Source organism: Ruegeria sp. AD11(2025), assembly GCF_056542405.1.
The window spans coordinates 1-21260 of record NZ_JBQFZU010000002.1 but is presented as its reverse complement, the minus strand read 5'-3'; the positions used below and the strand labels follow the sequence as shown (position 1 = coordinate 21260).

The window sequence follows — 21260 nt, the reverse complement described above, 5'->3', positions numbered from 1 at the left end:
TAAGGTCTGGGACGTGCTATTTCGCGTCGCTGCCCCGTGCCATTCATGAACTCATGAACCGGATTTAAGCCCCACGGCGCAAGTCCTGAATTCCACCAGTTCCTCGTGTTGCTTTGACCGGATAAGCTCTTCTCAGGACAAAGGCATGCGTTATGAAAATCGTCTCTGGCGGGCAAACCGGTGTGGATATGGCGGCATTGGAATTCGCGCGGCAAAACGGCCTGGCTTATGGTGGATGGGTTCCCAATGGCCGCACGAATGAAGCGGGTCGGATTCCGGAGTATTTCACCGGCCTGACCGAGACGGAAACCGAAAAAGTTGTAGAAAGAACCCTCGCCAATGTCGTTTCAAGCGATGCCACGCTGATCTTTGTCGATGAGTCGCCAAGCCCGGGAACGCAGCAAACTATCGCGTTCGCCGAAGAGGCCGGGAAACCTCATCTGGTAGTCAATATCAGGGATGGAACGTCAGCCTGCACGCGGCAAGTACGAGAATGGCTGCAATCCACCCAATCGTCGGTTCTGAACATCGCGGGTCCCCGAGCGTCCGAGGCACCGCAGATCGGAGCGCAGGTCCGCGCGATACTGGATCAAAGTCTGGATCTGCTCGAGCGTGAACCTTAACCGCATCTACTGGTTCGTCTAAGGCGCAGTCCTGTCCGCACCGCCAAACCTAAGAAGCACGTTGCGCGTGACCTGTTCAACCTGCCAGTCCCGCCGGGTCAAACCCATCACCCATTCGCAAGTACCTGCGGTAAAGACCTCGCCCTCTCCTCGGTGCCAATGCACGATCGCGCCGTTGCCGCGACTACTGCGATCCATTGTCTCGGGTGTGATCTCTCCGAACAGGGCGCGGGCTTTGAAAATCGCGTCCGCGTCCGCGATATAAGCGGTCTCACCCCAAACCCCATGCGTAGGTTCAATACTGGTCGCCAAACCCATCGCCACAATCTCAAGCGTTGGGTCAGCCCCATCCGATCCGGTGGCAATGGGAAGGCCGTCTTCCATCCGATAATCCACCCCATCGACTTCGTACCCGAATATGCGGGACGCGGCCCCCAGCTGATCGCCATACCCCAACTGAGTACCCACCAGCGCCCAATGGCCGGGCCGATACACCGAAAAGCCCCCGCTGCCCTGCCCGACACAGCGCCCCAAACCGGCATAAACCCCTTTCAGCCCGTTGACTCCAAAGGTCTGCGCGCCCGGACGGTTTGCCGGGGCGACTTCCCATGCGGTGGTTACCAGATGCTCTTGATCCGAACCGACAAGCGGGTCCTGATCAGCCGTGTACTTGTAACAAACCTGGGTGCGCCCCTCATCCTCGATGCGGGTTTGCCAGAGGAAATTGCCCCCAAACCGTGCCACGCAGCCGCCCCCGGCGGTGTATCGATCAACCGCGTCGCGCATGTTTGTTGACCAGTACTCGTCGTGCCCTACGAAGACAGCGCATCTGTGGCGTTTCAAAAGTTCGGGATCAGCCTCCAGATCATGCTGTGTGGCGAAATCGAACTCGAACCCTTGTTCTTCAACCCAAGCTGCAAAGTGACGTTCGTAACTTGCCCATCCGGCCGAGGCGTACTTCTTGGAATACCCATAGGCATAGGCCCACTCCATATAGGGATACCGAACCATGGTGCCCGATTGGTGCGGCATGTCGGGCACCGCGCGTGGTACTCCTCCGGGAAGCTTGCAGAACCCCCGCGTCCACGGGCGCTGTGTTGAAACCACCGGAGAAAACGCATTGCTGTCCGGGCCGGTTATCCCTTCGTAGTGGTTGGACCCGCCCCAGCAATTATAGGCCAGCCAGGTTCCCGTGGCGCAGATCAATACATAGGGTGCAGGCGGCTTGCTGACCGCGCGGCGCAGCATAAAGAGATGGTGTTCCTCGACGCGGTCCCCGTCGCGTTCAGCGGTCAGGGTCACCAGATATCCACCTGCGCGCCAGTCATCGGGGATCGTGAACTCGTAAGCGACATCCCACCCGCAGCCCGCAACCGAACAATCCTCGGGTGTGGTCTGATGCACCCCTGCGATATCCGTCTCCGAGAACAACGGCTCGTAACGCGCACCATCACGGCCAATCTCAAGGTTCCAGAGTTCTGCCGTGGTGGACACCCGCAATGCCAGCAGGTCACCCGGGGCATAGGTCATGCGATCCGTATACCCCCAGATCTCAAGAACCGAAGCGTTTCGAGCAGGTCCGATATAGTAATTATCCAGAATATGTCGTGCCTTTGGACGCGTTCTTGGTGTTGTTTCAGGTTGGGGTAATTCCGATCGTGTCATGAATCACAGCACTACCACACAGCAGATGATTTCAAGACTTGTGTTTTGGCGTCCTTGAACGAAAAGCTGGCCATGTCGGTATTCAGACAGGGTCCCTACCCGCATCAGGTTCCGTTTTTCTGGCCCGACCAAAAACCGATTTCGTCTCCGTCGATAATGATCGCGAGATCCCAGAACTTTCTGATTTCCGCTTCGGCGGCCAGCGCCGCGGCCGGTTCGTCGGGGACGCGCTCGACACGAAACCCAAACTGTTCGAACCCGCTGTACTCGACACGGCTTAGTATGACCGGAAAGACCTCTCGTTCCAGTGCCGCAGCGGCCAGAAGCCTCGCGACATTATGTGCGGATTCAAGAGGTTTCAGAACCCGAATACCAATATACGTGGGGCCGGCCTTGTCATGCTCCCAAAGGGCAATGGATGGTGTCAGGTCCATCTCGGGGAACACAACTTTCCCGTACGGCTTGGATTTGCGATTGTCCGTGATCAAAGCATCCAGTTGAACCGGCCGCTTTGGCGATGTCCTGCCAAGAATTTCGAACCAAGAGATGTCTGTCATTTTTCGCGCCTAACCTCTGCTAGGATTTCAGCTGCCCTCGACGCCCCCGCCTCAGGTAGTTGAATCCCATTCAACGCAGACCGATAGCGTTCCACCTCATCGTGATCCAGACATTCCGAGACTGTCCTTTCCAGCTTCATGAGGTCTGTTTCGGTGATGATCGCACAAAGGTCGCGATCAGCCAAAGCTCTGGCGCGTCGCTCCTGATTGTCCAAATAGGGGGCCGATTGCGGGATCAGGATCGCGGGGATTTGGTGGTAAAGAATTTCGAGAACGGAATTGTACCCCGCCGCTGAAATTACCAGGTCCGCGGCCAGACACAGGGATGTTGCCTCAAACGTCTGGACCACGCGTGTATTTGTCCAGCCGAACGTGGCAGGCTGAACCTTGCTGCCCGGCCACGTCACGACAAGATGCAGGCAGTCCGTCCGATCCTCCAGCATCCCGGATATCGCTTGCAGCTGAGCCGATCTATCAGACGCCACACCGCCACCCAGCATGCTGACAACTAACTGTTTGAACTCTCGCCCGAACCGCTCTGCCAGCCGCTCCCTAAGCCGGTCACGCTCGTTTTCGGACTGAACCACCTTGCGAAAAATCGGACCGACGTAGTGGACGTGGTCGCCATAGCTGTAGGCATCGTTCAGTTCGTCGAAGGCTTCGGAGGGTACGATGACACGATCGAACACACCCTCTCGTCGGAGCATCTTTTGTCGGGGTCGCCCGTCGGGCCACAGGCCCCGTCTAATCCAAACTGCCGACAGGTTTCGCTCGAGAATTACGCGGTAGACGGAATCGAAGACATGGCCGCCGTCAAAGATCAGGCTGTCGTTGTCCTGCAACGCGGCACCAAGTCGACGATATGTCAGGATATCGTTGCCGTCAGGATTATCCGACATATCGATCCGCGAAACCAACGGAATGCAATCAATGCCTTCGCGGCGGATAAGTGGCACGCAACTGGGAAAGGCCGCAAATACCGACGGCATGTTGTCCGGCAATGCATTCGCGATCACGGCGCACCGCTGAGCGTGCCCCAATCCCACGCCATTTGTCGGAAAGAACAAAGTTCTCTGTGCGGTCCGAACAGGTTCGCGTGTTTTGGGTGTAAGACCTGCAGCGCTTTCCAGACGGGAAATGTCCACAGTATGAAGCCACTGAGATTTTCTGGCCTGTTCCGCGATTTGCGACGTGTTGCCAAGTATTTTACCTGTCAGATACCCATCCAGAGAAAATGGCGTCTTGGGCCCAAGCAACGCGGGCGCGCCGGAGGACACCAGAGCCTCGTCATCCGTGCAATCTATCGCAACGCCCCCAGTAGCCATCAATTCGACTGCAAACGCCGCCATACGAACGCCGGCGATGCCGTGACCGAACATCACAAGAATGTCCGTCGAATTTGCCAGCGTAAGCGATGAAAGATCGGTATACAGGTTAGTCGGCAAATCATGGAACGGCGACGCATTGATCGCCTCGTTCTGCGCCCCGCTTACGACCAGTCGCAGATTGTATCCCCCCCGGTTACTCATTCGGGAAAAGCAGGACAGAGTCTCGGGATTGTCCAGTTCCATGGAGCCTAAAACAACCGTCACATTCGGCATCCCACGTGCGGGCCGGGGCGTTGGCCGAACGTCCGCAACCAGAGGGCTGATCGCCGAAGGCATCACCGAACGCGACTGAAAATCCGTAAGGTCGATCACCGTTGCCTCGCGCCCAAGCGCATAGGCCAGACGCGCTTTTGCACCGATGTAGCTTTGCTGGCTCAGGAAACGACCCGTAGCAATCACCGGCACGTCGGTATCAAGCTGCTTTTGTCGAAGGGATGCAAGAAGCAGATCATCGATATCCTCGGCACCAAGCACAAAGACGGATTCAGCCTCGTGCTCTACCGGATCGACAAGAAATCTGGCCGCCTCATAAACTCTACCGCGTCCTGCGTTTCCCGGCAGATACTCGGCATCGATACAGCAGGTGAAACCGCGCGCGGCAAGTTGCTCGGCAAAGATCAACTGCGCATCGAAGGATCGTAAGGAACGCGAACCGGCCTCAACAAAAATCATTTCAGGACCCCGCTATCAGCGGGAATGACATTGGACAGTTGCGCCCTGAAGTTGTCGGCGGAGTAGCGCGCCAGCGCTGATTGCGATTTGGATACCTGTTCGTGATACCTATGCGGCTGCGCGATAAGACCGGTAATAATCCCGTCTACGTCCTTTGGGCGACAACTGAGCACTGCGTCGCCAAACGTGACCCCTATCTCCGAATTGGTAAGAACTACTTTGCCAGCGGTCAGAGCTTCGGCAATGACACGGCCAAAGCTTTCCTGCCAAGTCGGTGCGGTGAAGTAGACGAAAAAGTCAATCATTTCAAAAAACTCGTCCACCCGAATGGCGTTGAAAGGAAGCAAGGTCCAATGCGGGCGGGGGACAGTGGCATCCAGTAATGCGTCCGCACCCAGGATAACATTGCTCTGCGCATGTTCGGGAAAACACCTGTCGAGATCGGCCAGAGTCGGAAACTTCTCAAACCCGGGGCGTGAATGCCTGCCGCGGCGGTCTTCGGGCACGTCGCACGGGGGCTCAATCTCGGTTTCGCAGATGTTGAACCAGTCCGCACCCAGAACCTCCCATTGCCTGGCCACACGGGACCCGACCAACCAATCGGTTACGGTTTTCCGATTATACGGCGAAATCGGTGCAAGCGTTTTTCTGAGCGCAAGAGCCGCCGCCTCAATCTGGTTCAGGCAGGATGAAACGTCGAACCCTTCTTCTCCGCCCGGACGCAAAAAATTCTCGTGCGTTACCACGATCAGGTCCCGCGCAAAAATTCTTGTACTCAAAGCATCCTGAAACTTCAGAAATGCCGGATTGTGCAAGATCACAAAATCTGCACTAACCCGAGGAGCATCCCAAATCAGCGGAATGCGCAGCTCGTCAAGTACACGACGCAGCACCGGCGCTATGTACTGGTCTTCTCCGAACGTCCTTGAGGTTACCGCGTGAACCTCCAACTCTCCGAACTCAATGGCCACTCGAAGTTCGGCAGCGACAGCCGCCGACGTACCGCCGGAAAACCGTGGTTCAATGATGTAGGCGATTTTCGGGCGCGAAGGACAGCTGATGGTGTCAAACACGGACATGGGGCCTAGTGCTGCAGCGAACTTGCGCGCGAGGTTGTCCCAGTCGGGGCGTCAAACGGATTGTCCGGCGCATTGGCGGGATAGCCGAAATCCAAACTGCCGGCGGACGCGGCGCCATAAAAATCGCGCAATTCCCGGGATAGCTCATCATCGCCCGTCAGCAACTCCGGGTTCCTCTCAAGATAGGATCGCAGCGCCCTCGTGTCGTTGGTTGACAACAGCTGATCGATAGCGATCAGGTGCTCAAGCGTGATCTCAGCACGCGCACCCCCTGTCGTCGCTAAAATAAGTAGCGCAGTTACAATGCCGACGAGTCTGCTATCAGTCATTTAAAAGAACCTTATCAATACTTGTTAACTACACTCACCATCTGTTTCAGTCTTTCGCACTCATGAACAAGAATAGCGATTTTAGTTCGATGTTGCCCGAAGTTTTTTCAGAACCTGGCTTCTGAGCTGGTTGATCGGGTTGTTTGCCGTAGCGCTTTGACTGCTTCGTTTGGTTGTTCGCTTGATCGGAGAACTGCTATAGCCGTTCCCGGCCAGATATAACTCCACCACTCCGCTGGTAGTTTTGGTTTTCGAATTGGTGAAGTCGCGCAATAACGCGCCGGCATCTTCTGCTAGGGCCGCGGCTTTGGCGGCATCCTGCCTGTGATAGAATCGAACGTTGGACTGGGACACCTTGTACCCAACGCGCGCCGTCCCATTCAACTCATGACCTGTCGTTGTTAGATCGGTAATAACCGAATCTACTGCATCCTGCGGCAGTTTGTTGGGTGCATACAGTCTGAACGCCGCGCCCGTTGCGCCGGAGCTCGCTTCTGGTGCCTCGACATCAGCGCCAGGCAGCGCCGCAAGTTGCACTGAACCAGAGGGCTCAGCTCGCGGCGTCTGAATGGGTGTTTGCAGCGCTTCCGGGCCAACTCCGGGTTCTTCAATCTGCGCCGTTGGGTCCAATGCCACGGTCGTCAATGCGTTTTCAATCGGATCGACCGATATGGGCAAATCCGGCTGGATGGCCCAAATCTGTTCCGACAGAGACCCAGGCTCTGCCGCGGGCGGCAGAAGCGCAGGTTGTCTGAACAAGACGGGCTGAATCGCAAGTTCAGGCGATCGCACCGGTGGAGTAAACGCATCTGCTGCTATTTCCATGGGATCAACAAATCCTTCTGCAGCTACAGCAGCCAGCGCGACCACCGGGTTAAAAATCTCAGGTACGTTTTCATAGGGCAGGAAACTTGGGTTCGCCTCTCGTGTTGGCAGATAACCGGGTCCACTCACGGGCAAAAACGGCTGCTCAAGCGCGGGAACATACGCCAGAACGCTTGGAGCGACATTTGGTGTTTTCAGTTCGGGAGGCTCTGCCGCCTCGGTCAAACCCGAAACAGGGGGTGTCAGCAATGCAATACTGTTCAGATCCTCTCCCTCTGCCAAACTGCTATCGGGCGAAGCCGATCGGGCCGAAGTGTTGACCACATCGGTTGAAATGACGATTTCACTTTGCGCGGACGTCGACAAATCAGGCTGCAACGGAGCGACGCCCTCATCTTGCAACGGAGAGCTAATCTCGACACCCGCAGCTTCTGATCCAGTTGCCACTCGTGGGTCTGGTCCAGAAAGAACCCAAAACACCGAAGAAGAGGCAACCGCACCAATGGCGCAGCCGAGGGCGATTAAACCCAATCTAACCTTTCGGCGCGCGCGTTGTTGAATTTCCAGTTTTTGAAGGATCTTCTTGGATAGGCGAAAGTCAATCTCTTCATTGGAAAGCCTTAAACTCAGTCCTGCATCTGTCTGATCGGCGTCGGCCGAGCTGTTATCGCCTCTCCGGGATTTGAAAGTTCCTCCGGCTTTTTCAACAGATTTGGTCTTACGGTCACCATTAGGCACACCGGACTCGAGTTCTTCCGACTCACCCCTGCGCCCGGCAAACGCCGCATTTCTTTTCTTTCTGGCTTCTTCAAGCTGAGTTGACCACGCTTTCTGCCCGACCGGAGATGGCTCACCTGTGGTTGATTGAGCATCGTTACGTTGACCCGGTTTGGGGGCTTGCGTCTCCTTGCTTTTCTGACCGCGCGCCGAAATGTTCTTCTCTCGCTCTATCCGAGCTTTTTCAAGTACCTTCTGCCATTCAGGGGATTGAACGAAGTCATAGTTACCCGGCGCCTGAGCAGCGCGTTTCTTGGCAACTTCTGGTCGAGTCTTTTGGCCGCTCGCCTTCGTCATGAATTACCCCCGACTGGCCGGCGAAATAAGCTCTAAGCTGTTGTAGCCTGGCAATCCCGAGCACAGGCCGGCGCGTCAAAAATACTAAAAAATATAGTGTAGAGTATAAAAAACTGACCGCTCGCTGACAAGTCAACCGGTTCCGCCAGACAGAATGTGAACACCCCCAGTCAAGGTCAGGATTGCTGAGCTTACCCCGCCAGACCCCAATTTCAGCGTAGTTTTTTGGTCTCACGACAATTTCAAGCTTGGCTAAGGTGAAGGGTAAGAGCCACATGAACGCTGTTGCGCCGTTCCTGGAGTTGTTTGGGTAACCAATTTTCAAAACACTTGGGTATGAATGGACCCAATTCGGAACGAACTGGATGCACTTACTCTAATCGTCACTCCGATTCCGTTCATGCCAAAGTGGTCGTGGTGGATAGGGTGCTGTGGAACGCGTGCAGCTTTTGCCCCGAGTCTTTGCCTGACGGCTCGGTCAGACGGCAAAAGACCAAGGACGTTTGCATTTTTTCACTGGATGAAACGTCACTATGTGGATGAGCGGGACGAGACTGTCTGGATCCGGTTCACGGGCGGCGAACCCACAATGCATTTCCGCAACATCGTCCTGTTGCGCAGGCGTCAGCAATTGATTTCAAAGTCAGCCTGATCAGCAATGCGTCGCGGACATCCCGGTTTTGGGAAAAGATAGGCGAGTGTCTGAACAGCTTAATCCTAACCTATCACGCAGAGTTCGTGGAGCTGACCCACTTCATCCGCTTAGCGAAAATGATGGTGGTCCATATCAACGTCACGATGCACCCGGACCGCTTTGACCAAACCCTTGAAGACGCCCGGGTGCTGCGCGCGGCGCTGCCGACGGCGTCGATCTCGTTAAAGCCGTTGCGGCAGGAACTCGGTGCAAAGATATACGACTACGCCGATGACCAGATGCGGGTACTTTCGGAAGGACTGCCCTCGAAATACGCTCCGTTTGACGAAAAGCCGCACTCTCTGATGCGCGCGACCATACGGTCCGGGCAGTGCAAGACGTTGCCCCCAAATGAGTTCCTTCTCAGGGGCATGAACCGCTGACGCGTTTACAGCTGCAGTGTCGGGCTGGACCCCCTTCGGGTCAGAGGGAATGGCGATATCTACCGAGGTGTCTGCGGTGTGCAAAGGACTCCTGTTCATTTCTGGCCGACGTCCTGATCCGAAAAGAGTATTGAACCGGCGTCCCCTAAACGAGACAACCGATCAAATGGAGTTCAGGCTGCCCAGGTCGACACCGCTCCAGGCCATGCGCGGGTCGGCCAGCACCTCAAGTAGGTCTTCATGTTCAGGATGGTCGGATGAACACACATCCTGGGTTTTAAATTCCTGCGGTGTGACATGCCCCCAATTGCGCAGCCTCAGAAAGTAGACACCATCAGCGTTCATTTCATGAGCAAGATCGACGAAGGCAGGCATTTCTCTGTAATTTGCGGTCTGCACGACAAAGTCCAAACGCAACGTATCAATATCACCACGCGCGTTCAGGTCACCGAGGAAGCGCAGGTTCCTTCTCAGTATCGAGAAATTGCCTCCACGGCGCAGCACGCTGTACGTGTCGGCCTGCGCCGCGTCGATGGACACCCAGACAGACGAGACCTTGTCCCATAGCGCTAGATCGTTCCATGCCCTTTCATTGGCCAGCAACCCGTTGGTGTGCAGTTGAATGCGCCGCCCGGGCGGGCCTGACTGAGACAGCCGCCCCAGGAGATGGCGAAAGTGCCTGCTGCCAAATGGATCACCCGACCCGGTGACCTTGATTTTCGTGGCCTTGCTGACCAGCGGCAGAAGGTGGTCTTCAAAGACATGATTCAAACGTTCCGTGTCTTTGTGCGGCAGGTTGATCAACTGCGTTCGGCAACTGGGACAAGAGATGTTGCAGGACCGGTCATGAGACAGGATGACCCGATCGGGACCTTGCTCCAGCTCCAGTTTCAAGTTTTGCGTTTCCGGGGTGCGGGCCTGGAGTCTGCGACCGGCAATCTGTGGACAATGCCACCGGCTGCAATGGGAAAAATCACCGTCACGGACGGATCGCCTGATTTCACGTGCCCTGTCGGAATTCCAGAATCCGCCCTCGTCCGCCGTTTCTAGGCGACCGATCGGAACCGGTTGCCATGCCGAACAGCAAAAATGCACTTCACCGTTAGTCCGCGTTTCCATTTCTCGAAAAGGCGCCGGGCAGGTGCGCGTCCGAAGCCAGCGGTCGGTTTCGGTTTCCAGATCCGTCGACGTCTCGCGGGCAGCATCAATGAGCCGCTGCGCCATTAGGTCATGGTGATCGCGGCTTACGACCTCGCGCCCAAGTGTTTCGGTTGCCTGCCATTTCCCCTTCTGAAGCTCGAGCCACCCGGCGACCAACAGAGTCAAAATCTCGTGCTCTGTCGCGTTGTTCAATACCTGTGAGACAAACCGATTCAACAAACCCTGATCGTTGTTTTTCTTTATGGTTTCTGCACATTCGATCACCAAGTCTTTTGCATGAGCACCGGGCCCATCAAGAAGTCTACGCCGCCTGAGATAGGTCGCGTTTTTCTCACAAAGCGACTCGATGATTTCTGCACAGTCGACATCGCCTGTGTCGTAAAGCAATTTGGTGTTGTTGCGCGTTATAGGCATTGCGGCTGACATAGTGACAGACCGCGACATCAAATCAAGTATGCGCTTGGACGACAAAAATATCGGCAAGGAAATGAAAAAAGTGAACCGGGACTCTGGGCTAGGTTTGCATCAAAAACACAGCCCAAACAGCCTCTGCCGTCACGGCGCCCACGTGGTCTAAGGTATTTCATTAACAACCGGTCAGAACCCGACCTCATCCGAGCAGACCGCAACTAACCTGCTGCGCGCACTGTCCAAACAATTCATGCTCAGGCGGTGCACCACCAGCCCCTCTTATTGCAGAGTGTCCCATGCCCCCAACCATCATATGGGGGAACCGACATTCCGACGCCAAGGCAATACTGGCCAGACCCAATTTTCTGGCCGGAAAGACGAATGACCTCGGGACGGCCTCTAAGTACGTGAAGGCGATTGATTATTCCTGGGCGCGAGCTTCACAAACCCTTTGTTCACCTCATGACGAGCCCTTCCAAAAAAAGACGATCACGAACCAAAAGGATATTCTATCGGCTTACTTCGCCAGCGAAGCTTATTCTGGAAGGTTCAACAATGCAGTTGTCAACGCGACGGCCCGCCTTTGATTTGGTCACCCAAAACACAAGTGGCGTGAAATGTGCCGACAGCCTGCTGATCAGTTCGAGCGAGCTGTTCAACTACACCGTTCAAGGTTTCCGCCACCAACAGTGCGAATTGAAACATGGTCGGTGCTTCAAGGACCGATGGCGAGCGTTCTTCCGGTACCTCCCTTCGTTCTCCCATCAAGTTGATCGTGGCCTGAGTTGTTGTCAGAGTACCGGCCGCCAACAAGATTATGGCCCGGACACCTTCTACCGTTCAGTTAAACACTCTGTTGAAGGTAGAAATGTTGTCGACACCCGCATTCGTCCCTGTGTGTCGGACATAAAAACCAGCCCGCAGTTCAACCGCACACCCAATGCGTAGGTCATAGAAGACTCCGTTGCTGCTGTACGACCTTCTATTGTACCGTCAATTGCTCGCCCGTTGCCCGAATTCTGCTTCCTACAACCGGGCAGCCTGCGCATAGTCCAGACCAGTTGCGGCAGCAACATACCAATCATCAGGTCAAAATCCGTTCGAAACGTCGAAACCGGCCCAGCCCACCCCATACTGGTGTACCTCTGCCCAGGCATGAACCGCATCCTGCGTCTCGGCTTCGCTCATCATCAGGTAGCCCGGGACATAGCGCGTTGGCAGGGCAATCTTGCGAGCATATGTGATGAAGATATGGGCGTGGTCCTGGCACATGCCGCTGCCCGCCTAAATGGTATCTTCCGCGCTCCGGTCTGGGCGCGAGCTTCTGACCACAGTATCGTAAATGTGGAATTTACTACTTCATTCTGAAATGTTCATCAGTTCTGCCTGTTCTGAGATTAAGAAACATCCTTGGAATAGGGAGCTTGTGATCCATCAGAACGACGAAGGAGTGCACGCGCTAATAACTTTGCAAGGCGTGTCTCCTGCATTTCGAAACCTGTGCGGCAGTATACTCGAGAAATAGTATGCGTCTCCGGGGCCCAGCACCCTGGACTGCCCATCTACGGTCACTTCAAGGCGACCTTCTATCACAACCGCGCATTCCTCTCCTTCGTGCGACAGTTCAGCCCGACCCGAGTCAGCACCGACATCGTACTCCTCTATCAGCATCTGCAACTTCCGATTTCGGCGTTCACCCGCAACAAGAAGATACGAAACACCTGTTGATCCAAGATCGCGCATGCTGCTGTGGGGAAAATAAAAGCTGTCCTCGTTCTTGAGTTCGAAGCTGAAAAAGAACCCCAGATTGACATCAACGCCCGCGAGGATCTTCTTGAGCAGTGCCACGGAAGGCTGAGTTGACCCGCTTTCGATCTGGGAAATCGTCCCGCTACCTACTCCTGCGCGCTTGGCCATCTCGCGCTGGCTGAGGCCCTTTGAAGTTCGAATCAATCGTAGCCGCCGGGCTGTTTCCAGATCAGATGTCGAAGAGTCAGCCATCGTGATTTCCTGCTTTTGATCGAAAGCACTTTAGGAGGGGTGGGTCTGTTTTTCAATGACTTACAGAAACCCACAAAGCCGGGTGTGCGGAACGCCGTAACTCTGCAAGGATTTGGCACCAAATGAAAATCTGCTTCACGAGGAATGGACGTGCTCGATCAACCCAACACAATGTCATCGTTTTGGATGCCGTTTTCGGCCAATCGTGATTTCCTTCGCGAGCCCCGCATGATTCAGTCAGCCGAGGGGATGTATTACACCAGTTCTGATGGTCGCAAGGTCATGGACGGGACGGCCGGACTGTGGTGCGTTAACGCAGGTCACCGTGATCCGCTGATCGTTGATGCGGTGCAGAAGCAGGTGCACGAGCTGGATTACGCACCGAATTTCCAGTTCTCCCACCCTCAGGCGTTTGAGTTGTCGGCAAAACTGACAGCGATGATGCCTGAGGGATTGAACCACGCCTTCTTCACCAACTCCGGCTCCGAGTCCGTTGATACGGCGCTCAAGATCGCGCTGCACTACCACCGGATGCGCGGCGATGGCGCGCGCACGCGTTTGATAGGGCGTGAGCGGGGTTACCACGGCACTGGTTTCGGCGGCATATCGGTTGGCGGCATCGTCAAGAACCGCATGCACTTCGGAACGCTTCTGACTGGAGTTGACCATCTGCGTCATACGCATGACCTGGAGAAAAATGCCTTCTCACGCGGCTGCCCGGAACATGGCGCTGAGTTGGCGGATGACCTGGAAAGATTGGTCGCGCTTCACGATGCCTCGACCATTGCAGCGGTGATCGTTGAACCGATGGCCGGGTCCACCGGTGTGCTTCTGCCGCCGAAGGGATACCTGAAGCAGCTGCGGGATATCTGTGACCGTCACGGTATCCTGTTGATCTTCGACGAAGTCATTACTGCTTTTGGTCGTTTGGGTGCAGCGACCGCATCAGAGTATTTTGATGTAAAGCCCGACATCATCACGACCGCCAAAGGCCTGACCAATGGCGTTATTCCGATGGGCGCGGTCATAGTGTCCGACAAGATCTATGACTCGGCCATGGAAAACGCCGATGCGCCAATCGAGCTGTTCCATGGCTATACCTATTCCGCCAATCCGGTTTCTTGTGCCGCAGCGCTGGCGACTCTGGAAAGCTACAAACAGAATGATTTGTTCCGACGCGCCGCCCTGCTGTCTCAGCCTTGGGAAGATCAACTTCATAGCCTCAAAGGCCTGCCGAATGTCATTGATATTCGCAATCTGGGCCTTGTCGGAGCAATCGAACTCGCGCCGCGTGACGGCACTCCGGGTGCGCGAGGCTATGACGCCATGAAGCGTGCCTGGGAAGCTGGAATCATGATCCGAGTTACTGGTGACATCATCGCCCTGTCACCGCCACTGATCATCTCCGAGCCTGAAATAATGACCCTTTGCCAAACACTTGGTGAGGTATTGGCTGATCTGCCATAACCCCTGACTGCTAATCCAAAAGGACTGACATCATGAAAGATGCATCCCCGATCGCTTTGATCGGCCACTACATTAATGGCCAAATCACTGTTCCTTCCGGCGAAAACACTCAGCCCGTGTTCAACCCCGCAACCGGTGCTCAAACCGGTGAAGTCTCACTGGCGAGTGTCCAAACGGTGGACGATGCAGTGGCCGCCGCCAAAGCGGCATTCCCAAAATGGTCGAACACACCACCGATCCGCCGCGCCCGCCTGATGAACAATTTCCTGGCCCTGGTGCGTGAGCATAAGGACGAATTGGCACGCGCCATCACGGTCGAGCACGGCAAGGTGTTCACCGACGCTCAGGGCGAGGTTGAGCGCGGTATTGATATCATCGAGTTTGCCTGCGGCATTCCGCAACTCCTCAAGGGCGATTACACAGAGCAAGTCTCCACTGGCATGGACAACTGGACCACGCGTCAGGCGTTGGGTGTTGTCGCCGGGATTACTCCCTTCAACTTCCCGGTCATGGTGCCGATGTGGATGTTCCCGATCGCCGTCGCCGCAGGCAATACGTTCATCTTGAAGCCGTCACCAACCGATCCGTCCGCATCCCTGTTTTATGCGGACCTGATGCAGAGGGCTGGTTTCCCCGACGGTGTGTTCAACGTCGTTCAGGGTGACAAGGTCGCCGTTGATGCTTTGCTGAAAAATGGCGACGTCAAGGCTGTGTCCTTCGTCGGTTCGACACCGATTGCCAACTATATCTACGAGGTCGGTGCGCGTCACGGCAAGCGCGTTCAGGCGCTGGGTGGCGCAAAGAACCACATGCTGGTGATGCCGGACGCTGACATGAACAAAGCCGCCGACGCACTGATCGGCGCGGCCTATGGCTCGGCCGGAGAGCGCTGCATGGCGATCTCGGTTGCCCTGCTGGTTGGCGATGCCGCCGACAAGTTGATGCCGGTCCTGAAAGAACGCGCCGAAACCTTGAAGGTCAAAAACGGTCTTGAGCTAGACGCCGAGATGGGCCCGATTGTCACCGCCGCCGCGCGGGACCGGATTAAAGGGTACATAGACTATGGCGTCGAAGAAGGTGCGGATCTGCTGGTCGATGGCCGCGACTATACCGTCGAAGGGCACGAGGAAGGCTATTTCCTTGGCGGCACCCTGTTCGACAACGTTACGCCGGACATGAAGATCTACAAGGAAGAGATTTTTGGCCCGGTTCTGTCCTGCGTCCGCGTCTCGAGTTTCGCGGAAGGCCTGCAACTGATCAACGACCACGAGTTTGGCAACGGCGTGTCACTGTTCACCCGTGACGGCAATGTAGCGCGTGAGTTCGGTAAGCAGGTTCAGGTCGGCATGGTCGGCGTCAATGTTCCGATCCCGGTTCCGATGGCCTGGCATGGTTTTGGCGGCTGGAAGAAGAGCCTGTTCGGCGACATGCACGCATATGGCGAAGAAGGCGTTCGTTTCTACACCAAGCAGAAATCCATCATGCAGCGTTGGCCCGAAAGCATCTCGGACGGTGCCGAGTTCGTCATGCCAACCGCAAAATGATCATTCGGTCAGAGGAGTGAAGAACATGTTCATTGGCGTTCCGAAGGAAATCAAGAACCACGAATACCGTGTTGGCTTGACCCCCGAGAGTGTCGCGGAATTGGTTTCGCATGGTCATAACGTCATTGTCGAAACCAATGCCGGGGCTGGTATTGGTGCGGATGACGAGGCGTATCGCGCCGCTGGTGCGGAGATCGCCGCAACCGCAGGCGACGTCTTTGCCAATGCTGAGATGATTGTGAAGGTGAAGGAACCTCAGGCGGTAGAGCGCGCCATGCTGCGTGAAGGTCAGATTTTATATACCTACCTGCACCTAGCACCCGACCCGGAGCAGACTAAGGATCTGGTCAATTCGGGCGCGGTCTGCATTGCTTATGAAACCGTCACAGACGACAATGGCGGGCTGCCATTGCTGAAACCGATGAGCCAGGTTGCCGGTCGCATGTCGATCCAGGCCGGTGCAAGTGCTTTGGAAAAGGCAAAGGGCGGTCTGGGTGTCTTGCTGGGTGGGGTGCCCGGCGTGAAGCCCGGCAAGGTCGTGGTTATCGGCGGTGGTGTCGTTGGCTTCAACGCGGCCCAGATGGCCGTCGGCCTGCACGCGGACGTCACCATTCTGGACCGCAACCCTGCGGTTCTGGAAAAGCTGGAGAACCATTTCGAGGCGTCGGCCAAAGTTGTCTATTCGACCAAGGCTGCACTGGAAGAAGAGGTCACCAACGCAGATCTGGTTGTGGGTGCGGTTCTGATCCCGGGTGCTGCTGCACCCAAGCTGGTCACACGTGAGTTGATTTCGAAAATGAAACCCGGTGCGGTCGTCGTGGACGTGGCGATCGACCAGGGCGGCTGCTTTGAAACGTCCAAAGCCACCACTCATGCCGAGCCCACCTATGTTGTCGACGATGTTGTTCATTACTGCGTCGCCAACATGCCGGGCGCAGTCGCCCGAACGTCAACCTACGCACTGAACAACGTAACGCTCCCGCACGCTCTGGCCATCGCCAACAATGGCTGGAAGCAGGCGCTTGCAGACAATCGTCACCTGATGAACGGCCTGAACGTGGCCCATGGCAAGGTGACCTACAAGGCTGTGGCCGATGACCTCGGATACGAGTTCGTCGCCCCGGAACTTTGCTGACATCAGCAAATCAACGCCCGCTCCAGCACGCCGCTGGGCGGGCGTTACTCGTCAACCAGGAGGAGATAACCGATGAGTTTTAATAAGTTTACCACAGGTATGGCAGCAGGAGCACTGAGCGCCCTAATGTCGACTGCTTCATTCGCGGAAGACATGACTCTGCGTTTTGCCGGCGTATTCCCGATCGATCATCAGGGCACGAAGATGATGGAACAGGTCGCAGCGGATGTTGCAGCTGCGAATGTCGGCCTGAAGGTCGAGGTTTTCCCGGCAAACCAGTTGGGCTCCGGTGAGGCGCTGTTCGAAGATGTTGCACGTGGCAATATCGATCTGGCCTCGGCGTTTATCTATGCCGACACGGATCCGCGTCTTGAGTTTCTATCCATGCCGTTCCTGCTTGGGGGTTGGGATGACATGGAGAATACCCTGCTCAACATGGATTCCGAATTCAACACCATCCTGCAAGAGATCACCGACGAATACGGTGTCCGCGTGATGGCGCAGAACCCTGAAGGCTTCATTGGGATTGTCTCGTCGCAAGAGCCCGAGAACTGGAACACGTTTGACGACAAGGGCATGAACATTCGTGTCTGGTCGTCCAGCGTCGTGAAGTCGATGGTTGAAGAATTGGGTTACCAGGCAACAACCATGGCATGGGGCGACATCTTTCCCGCACTTCAGGCCGGTATCGTCGATGGGGCGATCTGCTGCACCAAGACCGCGACCTACTCAATCTTCGCCAAGTCGGATGTTGGCACCCATTTTGTCGAATACAACTCGATCTCAGAGCTGACTACATTCTACGCGTCGCAGCGGACACTCGACAAACTGAACGACGAACAGCGTGCCGCGCTGCAAGTTGCGATGACCAAAGCCTCGGAAGACTTCTTTGCATACAACCGTGAGAATGACGAAGTCTTCGGTCAGAAATTGCTCGACAAAGGCTACACCATCCTGCGCCTGAGCGACGAAGAACAGGCTGCGATGGCCGCTCATGTTCAGGAAACGGTCTGGCCCGCGATGGCACAAAACGTCGGTCAGGACATCATCGACCGCCTGCTGGCAGCTAAAGAACAGCAATAAACCTAAAGAAAAGGGCCAGCAAATCAGTTGGCCCTTTTTTGGTCTTTAGCTCAACAAAGGGAGGGAGAAAGATGTCTAGTACAGAAGCTGAACGTCCATTGGTCGTCGAAAGCGCAGAAAAGAAAAGCTCTCAAAAAATCACTGACGAGCTGCCGGTCGTAATTGGGTATCCATTGAAAGCAGTGGCGTTCGTCATGAGACAGATCGTTATGTTTTCAGGTTTCCTGATGGCATTCACGTTTGGGGCCGTTGTTGTCATCCGGTATGGATTTGGTGGCGATCTTTTTGCCTATGAAGAATGGCTTCTGGGCATCAGCATCATCGGCTTTTTTGCAGGTGCTGTTCTGGCTTCTGCCCGCAACCTGCATATCAACGCGGACATTCTTGGCATTGTGATCCAAAACCCCCGATTGATCTGGTGGCGCGGCTTTGTCGTTCTGACAGTCGAGGTGCTGGTAATTCTGTTTCTTATGTATGCGTGTTACGTCTCGCTCATCGATGACTTCTCTTTCCCTCGACTGCGCGCAACCCCGGTGCTGCGTATTCCGTTTGTGACCTGGCGGATTGGAATCATGATTGCCTTTGGCTTCATGGCAACGTTCACGGCTGCATACTTGTACGTGCATATCCGTAAGGGGCTTGGCCTTCCCTTGAGATCGGAAATGCAAAAAGGAGAAACCCAATGATCATCGGAGGAAGTCTTCTTATTGTCTGTTTCATGCTGCTATTGGGCGTCAGCGTATATGTAGCATTCGGATCGGTTTTGATTTTCATCGCCATTGTCGGAGATCAATCCATCACCGGTTATTTGCCGACCGGCTCCACAGGCATCCGCTCACTGGTACTTCTGGCGATCCCGCTCTTCATGATTGCAGGTGGCATCATGGAAAAAGGTAAAATTGCCGCCCCGCTCGTCTCACTGGCTGAAATGTTCATTGGCCATATCAAAGGCGGTCTGAGCGCCGCGGGGGTATTGGCCTGTGGGGTTTTCGGCTCCATCTCTGGTAGTGCAAATGCGACGCTGACCTGTATTGGCGGCATCATGATGCCCCACCTGAAAAAGGCCAACTATCCCGGTGGGCAATCGGCTGCGCTGATCGTGGCGGCCAGTCCGTTGGGCCTGTTGATCCCGCCCAGCTCGTCGCACATCCTGTATGGCTGGGTTGCGCAACAGCACGTACTGAAATGCTTCTTGTCCACAGTCATTCCCGCCATCATCCTGATCACGCTTCTGATTGTGGTCAATCAGTTCATGCTGCGGAAATACGACGCCATCAATCTGACGGAACGCCCCAAGCCGTTTCTGCCGACATTCGGGGTACAGGCGCGCTTGGCCGGACCAGCGCTTATGATGCCACTCATCATTCTTGGTGGGATCTACGGTGGTATCATGACGCCGACCGAGGCCGCCGGTATCGCCGTGGTCTACTCGATCCCGATCGCGATTTACTTCTACCGTGGCCTGACCTGGAAAACGCTGGCTCAGACTATCCAGAACTCAGGTGTTACGATTGGCGTGGTCATGGTCATGATCTTCATGGTTCTGATCGTGTCGGACAACCTGATCTCCCAGGGCGCGCCTCAGCTGGCCAAGGACCTGGTCTATTCCGTGTCGGACAACCCGGTCGTCATACTTCTGATGATCAACGTCGTGATGATCCTAATCGGGATGCTGATGGATGACATTTCGGGTCTTCTTCTGGCGACACCGATCTTGCTGCCCATTGCGCAGAGCACTGGAATGGACCCGATCCATTTCGCGGCTGTGATTGGTGTGAACCTGGGTATGGCGAACATTACACCCCCCACAGCACCCCTGCTCTATCTTGGTGCTCAGGTTTGTGATGAGCCGGTTTCCCGCATGTTGTGGCCGACATTAATCTTCATTGTCTTTGCCTGGCTTCCAACCTTGATGCTGACAACCTTCGTACCAGAGTTGGCTCTCTTCTTGCCGGACCTGCTGCTCAGTAGGTAGCCGCGGGAAAACCAACAAACGCAAGACAACCAAAAAAGCGCGCACCCCGTTCTTACGGTTGGGGTGTGTGAGAGCTCTCTCAAAATGGAAGTGCGGAGAGACTTGCTTGTGGACGAAAACCGAAAACCTTCAACAAGGGGTTAGAAATGTACAATAACATCTTGGTAGCGCTGTCTCTTGAGCATGGCATCAGTGATCACGCACTTTCGGCGGCACACGCCCTTGTATCCGAAGGTGGAAAGATCATAGCGGCACATATTCACGAACCACCAAACAGACAGATAATGTACTATATGGATGACGGGATCGCCGAAAAATCTCTCCAAAAAGCAAAGGCGCGCTTAGCTGAACGCCTGAAGGACGAAACCGAGGTTTCTTCAGTTCTTCTTGAGAGTCAATCCGCCGGTCGGGCAATCACCGAGTACGCGAACAAGCATGGTATCGACTGTATTGTCCTTGCGTCGCATAAACCCGGGATGAAGGAGTTCTTTCTGGGATCAACTGCAGCCCTCGTCGTTCGCCACGCTCGGTGTTCGGTGCATGTGCTCCGCCCATAAAGCTTACGGTTGTACCCGATCGCTCAACGCAAGCAATTGTGCCTAACTCCTCCGGCTTCTGTAGCTTGTCGTCTCAAACCGTCGTAGAGACCACTTGTCATGCTCGCACCTCAATCACCATCAAACGATGAAAAGCAGTCTGGGAAGCTACGGAAGCACGAGTCGCAGCTTTGACAATAACGGCACCTTTGATGATCCTGACCGGATTTGCACTGACGTAGGCGACGGCGCCCCGGATAACTCCTGCCGTTTCCAGCCGCCTGATACCCCGCCAGGTCGCGGGCAGCGACTTGTTCAAAGATCACACCGGCGATCCCCTACCTATGCCCAATATTATGTTGGGTAAATCCGGGCCTTTGGCGATTCCACTTTGAGAACGCATCTACTTGACCGCAATCGCGAAGGTTCAGTGCATCTCGAACAACTCATAGCAGGGTTTCACAAGCGCCTCGCGGAACTCTATGAACGCGAAGTGGCAAATATGCCTGCGAGGTTTGGCGCCTCATCGTCGTTCTCCATGGAACGCAACAAGAGCTTCAACTCCACTAGGGTCAGGACTCATAGCCAATAGATGACGAGTGCTGCGAGGGCGATGGCTGACAGGAAGACCTTCGGGCACCTGTCGTAGCGGGTCGCC

General features: G+C 55.4%; 19 protein-coding genes. 10 read left to right on the top strand and 9 right to left on the bottom strand.

What is annotated here, in order from left to right; genetic code table 11:
• The first annotated feature begins 152 nt into the window (after positions 1-152).
• The gene (locus ACR1XY_RS01915; protein WP_480589519.1) at positions 153-623 is read left to right on the top strand and encodes a putative molybdenum carrier protein; all 471 of its coding nucleotides are present in this window, start codon (positions 153-155) and stop codon (positions 621-623) included.
• 18 nt (positions 624-641) lie between these two features.
• Here the strand turns inward: ACR1XY_RS01915 and ACR1XY_RS01910 are convergent, their stop codons facing one another.
• From ACR1XY_RS01910 to ACR1XY_RS01885, 6 genes are all read right to left on the bottom strand, one after another.
• Positions 642-2153: a N,N-dimethylformamidase beta subunit family domain-containing protein gene (locus ACR1XY_RS01910; RefSeq protein ID WP_480589518.1), complete on the bottom strand. Its 1512-nt coding sequence runs from the start codon at positions 2151-2153 to the stop codon at positions 642-644.
• A 239-nt stretch (positions 2154-2392) separates the two neighbouring features.
• Positions 2393-2845 (bottom strand): hypothetical protein, encoded by a 453-nt coding sequence (locus ACR1XY_RS01905; RefSeq protein ID WP_480589517.1) that lies wholly within the window; start codon positions 2843-2845, stop codon positions 2393-2395.
• Complete coding sequence (locus tag ACR1XY_RS01900; protein ID WP_480589516.1) at positions 2842-4905, bottom strand: glycosyltransferase; 2064 nt, start codon at positions 4903-4905, stop codon at positions 2842-2844. Before ACR1XY_RS01900 ends, ACR1XY_RS01905 begins: the two co-directional genes overlap by 4 nt.
• The gene (locus ACR1XY_RS01895) at positions 4902-5984 is read right to left on the bottom strand and encodes a glycosyltransferase (protein WP_480589515.1); all 1083 of its coding nucleotides are present in this window, start codon (positions 5982-5984) and stop codon (positions 4902-4904) included. Before ACR1XY_RS01895 ends, ACR1XY_RS01900 begins: the two co-directional genes overlap by 4 nt.
• A gap of 5 nt (positions 5985-5989) precedes the next feature.
• Positions 5990-6313 carry a hypothetical protein gene (locus tag ACR1XY_RS01890; protein WP_480589514.1) on the bottom strand — a complete coding sequence of 108 codons (324 nt, stop codon included), beginning with the start codon at positions 6311-6313 and terminating at the stop codon, positions 5990-5992.
• 81 nt (positions 6314-6394) lie between these two features.
• Positions 6395-8212: a hypothetical protein gene (locus tag ACR1XY_RS01885; RefSeq protein WP_480589513.1), complete on the bottom strand. Its 1818-nt coding sequence runs from the start codon at positions 8210-8212 to the stop codon at positions 6395-6397.
• A gap of 738 nt (positions 8213-8950) precedes the next feature.
• Here ACR1XY_RS01885 and ACR1XY_RS01880 point away from each other — a divergent pair.
• Positions 8951-9289: a hypothetical protein gene (locus ACR1XY_RS01880; RefSeq protein WP_480589512.1), complete on the top strand. Its 339-nt coding sequence runs from the start codon at positions 8951-8953 to the stop codon at positions 9287-9289.
• A 162-nt stretch (positions 9290-9451) separates the two neighbouring features.
• Here the strand turns inward: ACR1XY_RS01880 and ACR1XY_RS01875 are convergent, their stop codons facing one another.
• Positions 9452-10864 (bottom strand): radical SAM/SPASM domain-containing protein, encoded by a 1413-nt coding sequence (locus ACR1XY_RS01875; protein ID WP_480589511.1) that lies wholly within the window; start codon positions 10862-10864, stop codon positions 9452-9454.
• 293 nt (positions 10865-11157) lie between these two features.
• On the opposite strand from ACR1XY_RS01875, the gene ACR1XY_RS01870 reads away from it, so the two are divergent.
• Entirely contained in the window at positions 11158-11448 is a 291-nt protein-coding gene (locus ACR1XY_RS01870) for a hypothetical protein (RefSeq protein ID WP_480589510.1), read from the top strand.
• Between the two features lie 502 nt (positions 11449-11950).
• On the opposite strand, the gene ACR1XY_RS01865 is transcribed toward ACR1XY_RS01870, so the two are convergent.
• Positions 11951-12133, bottom strand: coding sequence for a transglutaminase-like domain-containing protein (locus ACR1XY_RS01865; protein WP_480589509.1), 183 nt, complete (start codon positions 12131-12133; stop codon positions 11951-11953).
• Between the two features lie 162 nt (positions 12134-12295).
• Positions 12296-12862: a cupin domain-containing protein gene (locus ACR1XY_RS01860; RefSeq protein WP_480589508.1), complete on the bottom strand. Its 567-nt coding sequence runs from the start codon at positions 12860-12862 to the stop codon at positions 12296-12298.
• 144 nt (positions 12863-13006) lie between these two features.
• On the opposite strand from ACR1XY_RS01860, the gene aptA reads away from it, so the two are divergent.
• From aptA to ACR1XY_RS01825, 7 genes are all read left to right on the top strand, one after another.
• Positions 13007-14329: an omega-aminotransferase AptA gene (gene aptA, locus ACR1XY_RS01855; protein ID WP_480589507.1), complete on the top strand. Its 1323-nt coding sequence runs from the start codon at positions 13007-13009 to the stop codon at positions 14327-14329.
• Positions 14330-14361: 32 nt separating this feature from the next.
• Complete coding sequence (locus tag ACR1XY_RS01850) at positions 14362-15873, top strand: CoA-acylating methylmalonate-semialdehyde dehydrogenase (protein WP_480589506.1); 1512 nt, start codon at positions 14362-14364, stop codon at positions 15871-15873.
• Positions 15874-15898: 25 nt separating this feature from the next.
• Positions 15899-17008: an alanine dehydrogenase gene (gene ald, locus ACR1XY_RS01845; RefSeq protein WP_480589505.1), complete on the top strand. Its 1110-nt coding sequence runs from the start codon at positions 15899-15901 to the stop codon at positions 17006-17008.
• A gap of 72 nt (positions 17009-17080) precedes the next feature.
• Positions 17081-18091 (top strand): TRAP transporter substrate-binding protein DctP, encoded by a 1011-nt coding sequence (gene dctP / locus ACR1XY_RS01840; RefSeq protein WP_480589504.1) that lies wholly within the window; start codon positions 17081-17083, stop codon positions 18089-18091.
• A 71-nt stretch (positions 18092-18162) separates the two neighbouring features.
• Complete coding sequence (locus ACR1XY_RS01835; protein WP_480589503.1) at positions 18163-18777, top strand: TRAP transporter small permease; 615 nt, start codon at positions 18163-18165, stop codon at positions 18775-18777.
• Entirely contained in the window at positions 18774-20066 is a 1293-nt protein-coding gene (locus ACR1XY_RS01830; RefSeq protein WP_480589502.1) for a TRAP transporter large permease, read from the top strand. The genes ACR1XY_RS01835 and ACR1XY_RS01830 overlap by 4 nt, the downstream gene beginning before the upstream one ends.
• Before the next feature lie 146 nt (positions 20067-20212).
• Positions 20213-20623 carry a universal stress protein gene (locus ACR1XY_RS01825; RefSeq protein WP_480589501.1) on the top strand — a complete coding sequence of 137 codons (411 nt, stop codon included), beginning with the start codon at positions 20213-20215 and terminating at the stop codon, positions 20621-20623.
• The last annotated feature ends 637 nt before the right edge of the window (positions 20624-21260 follow it).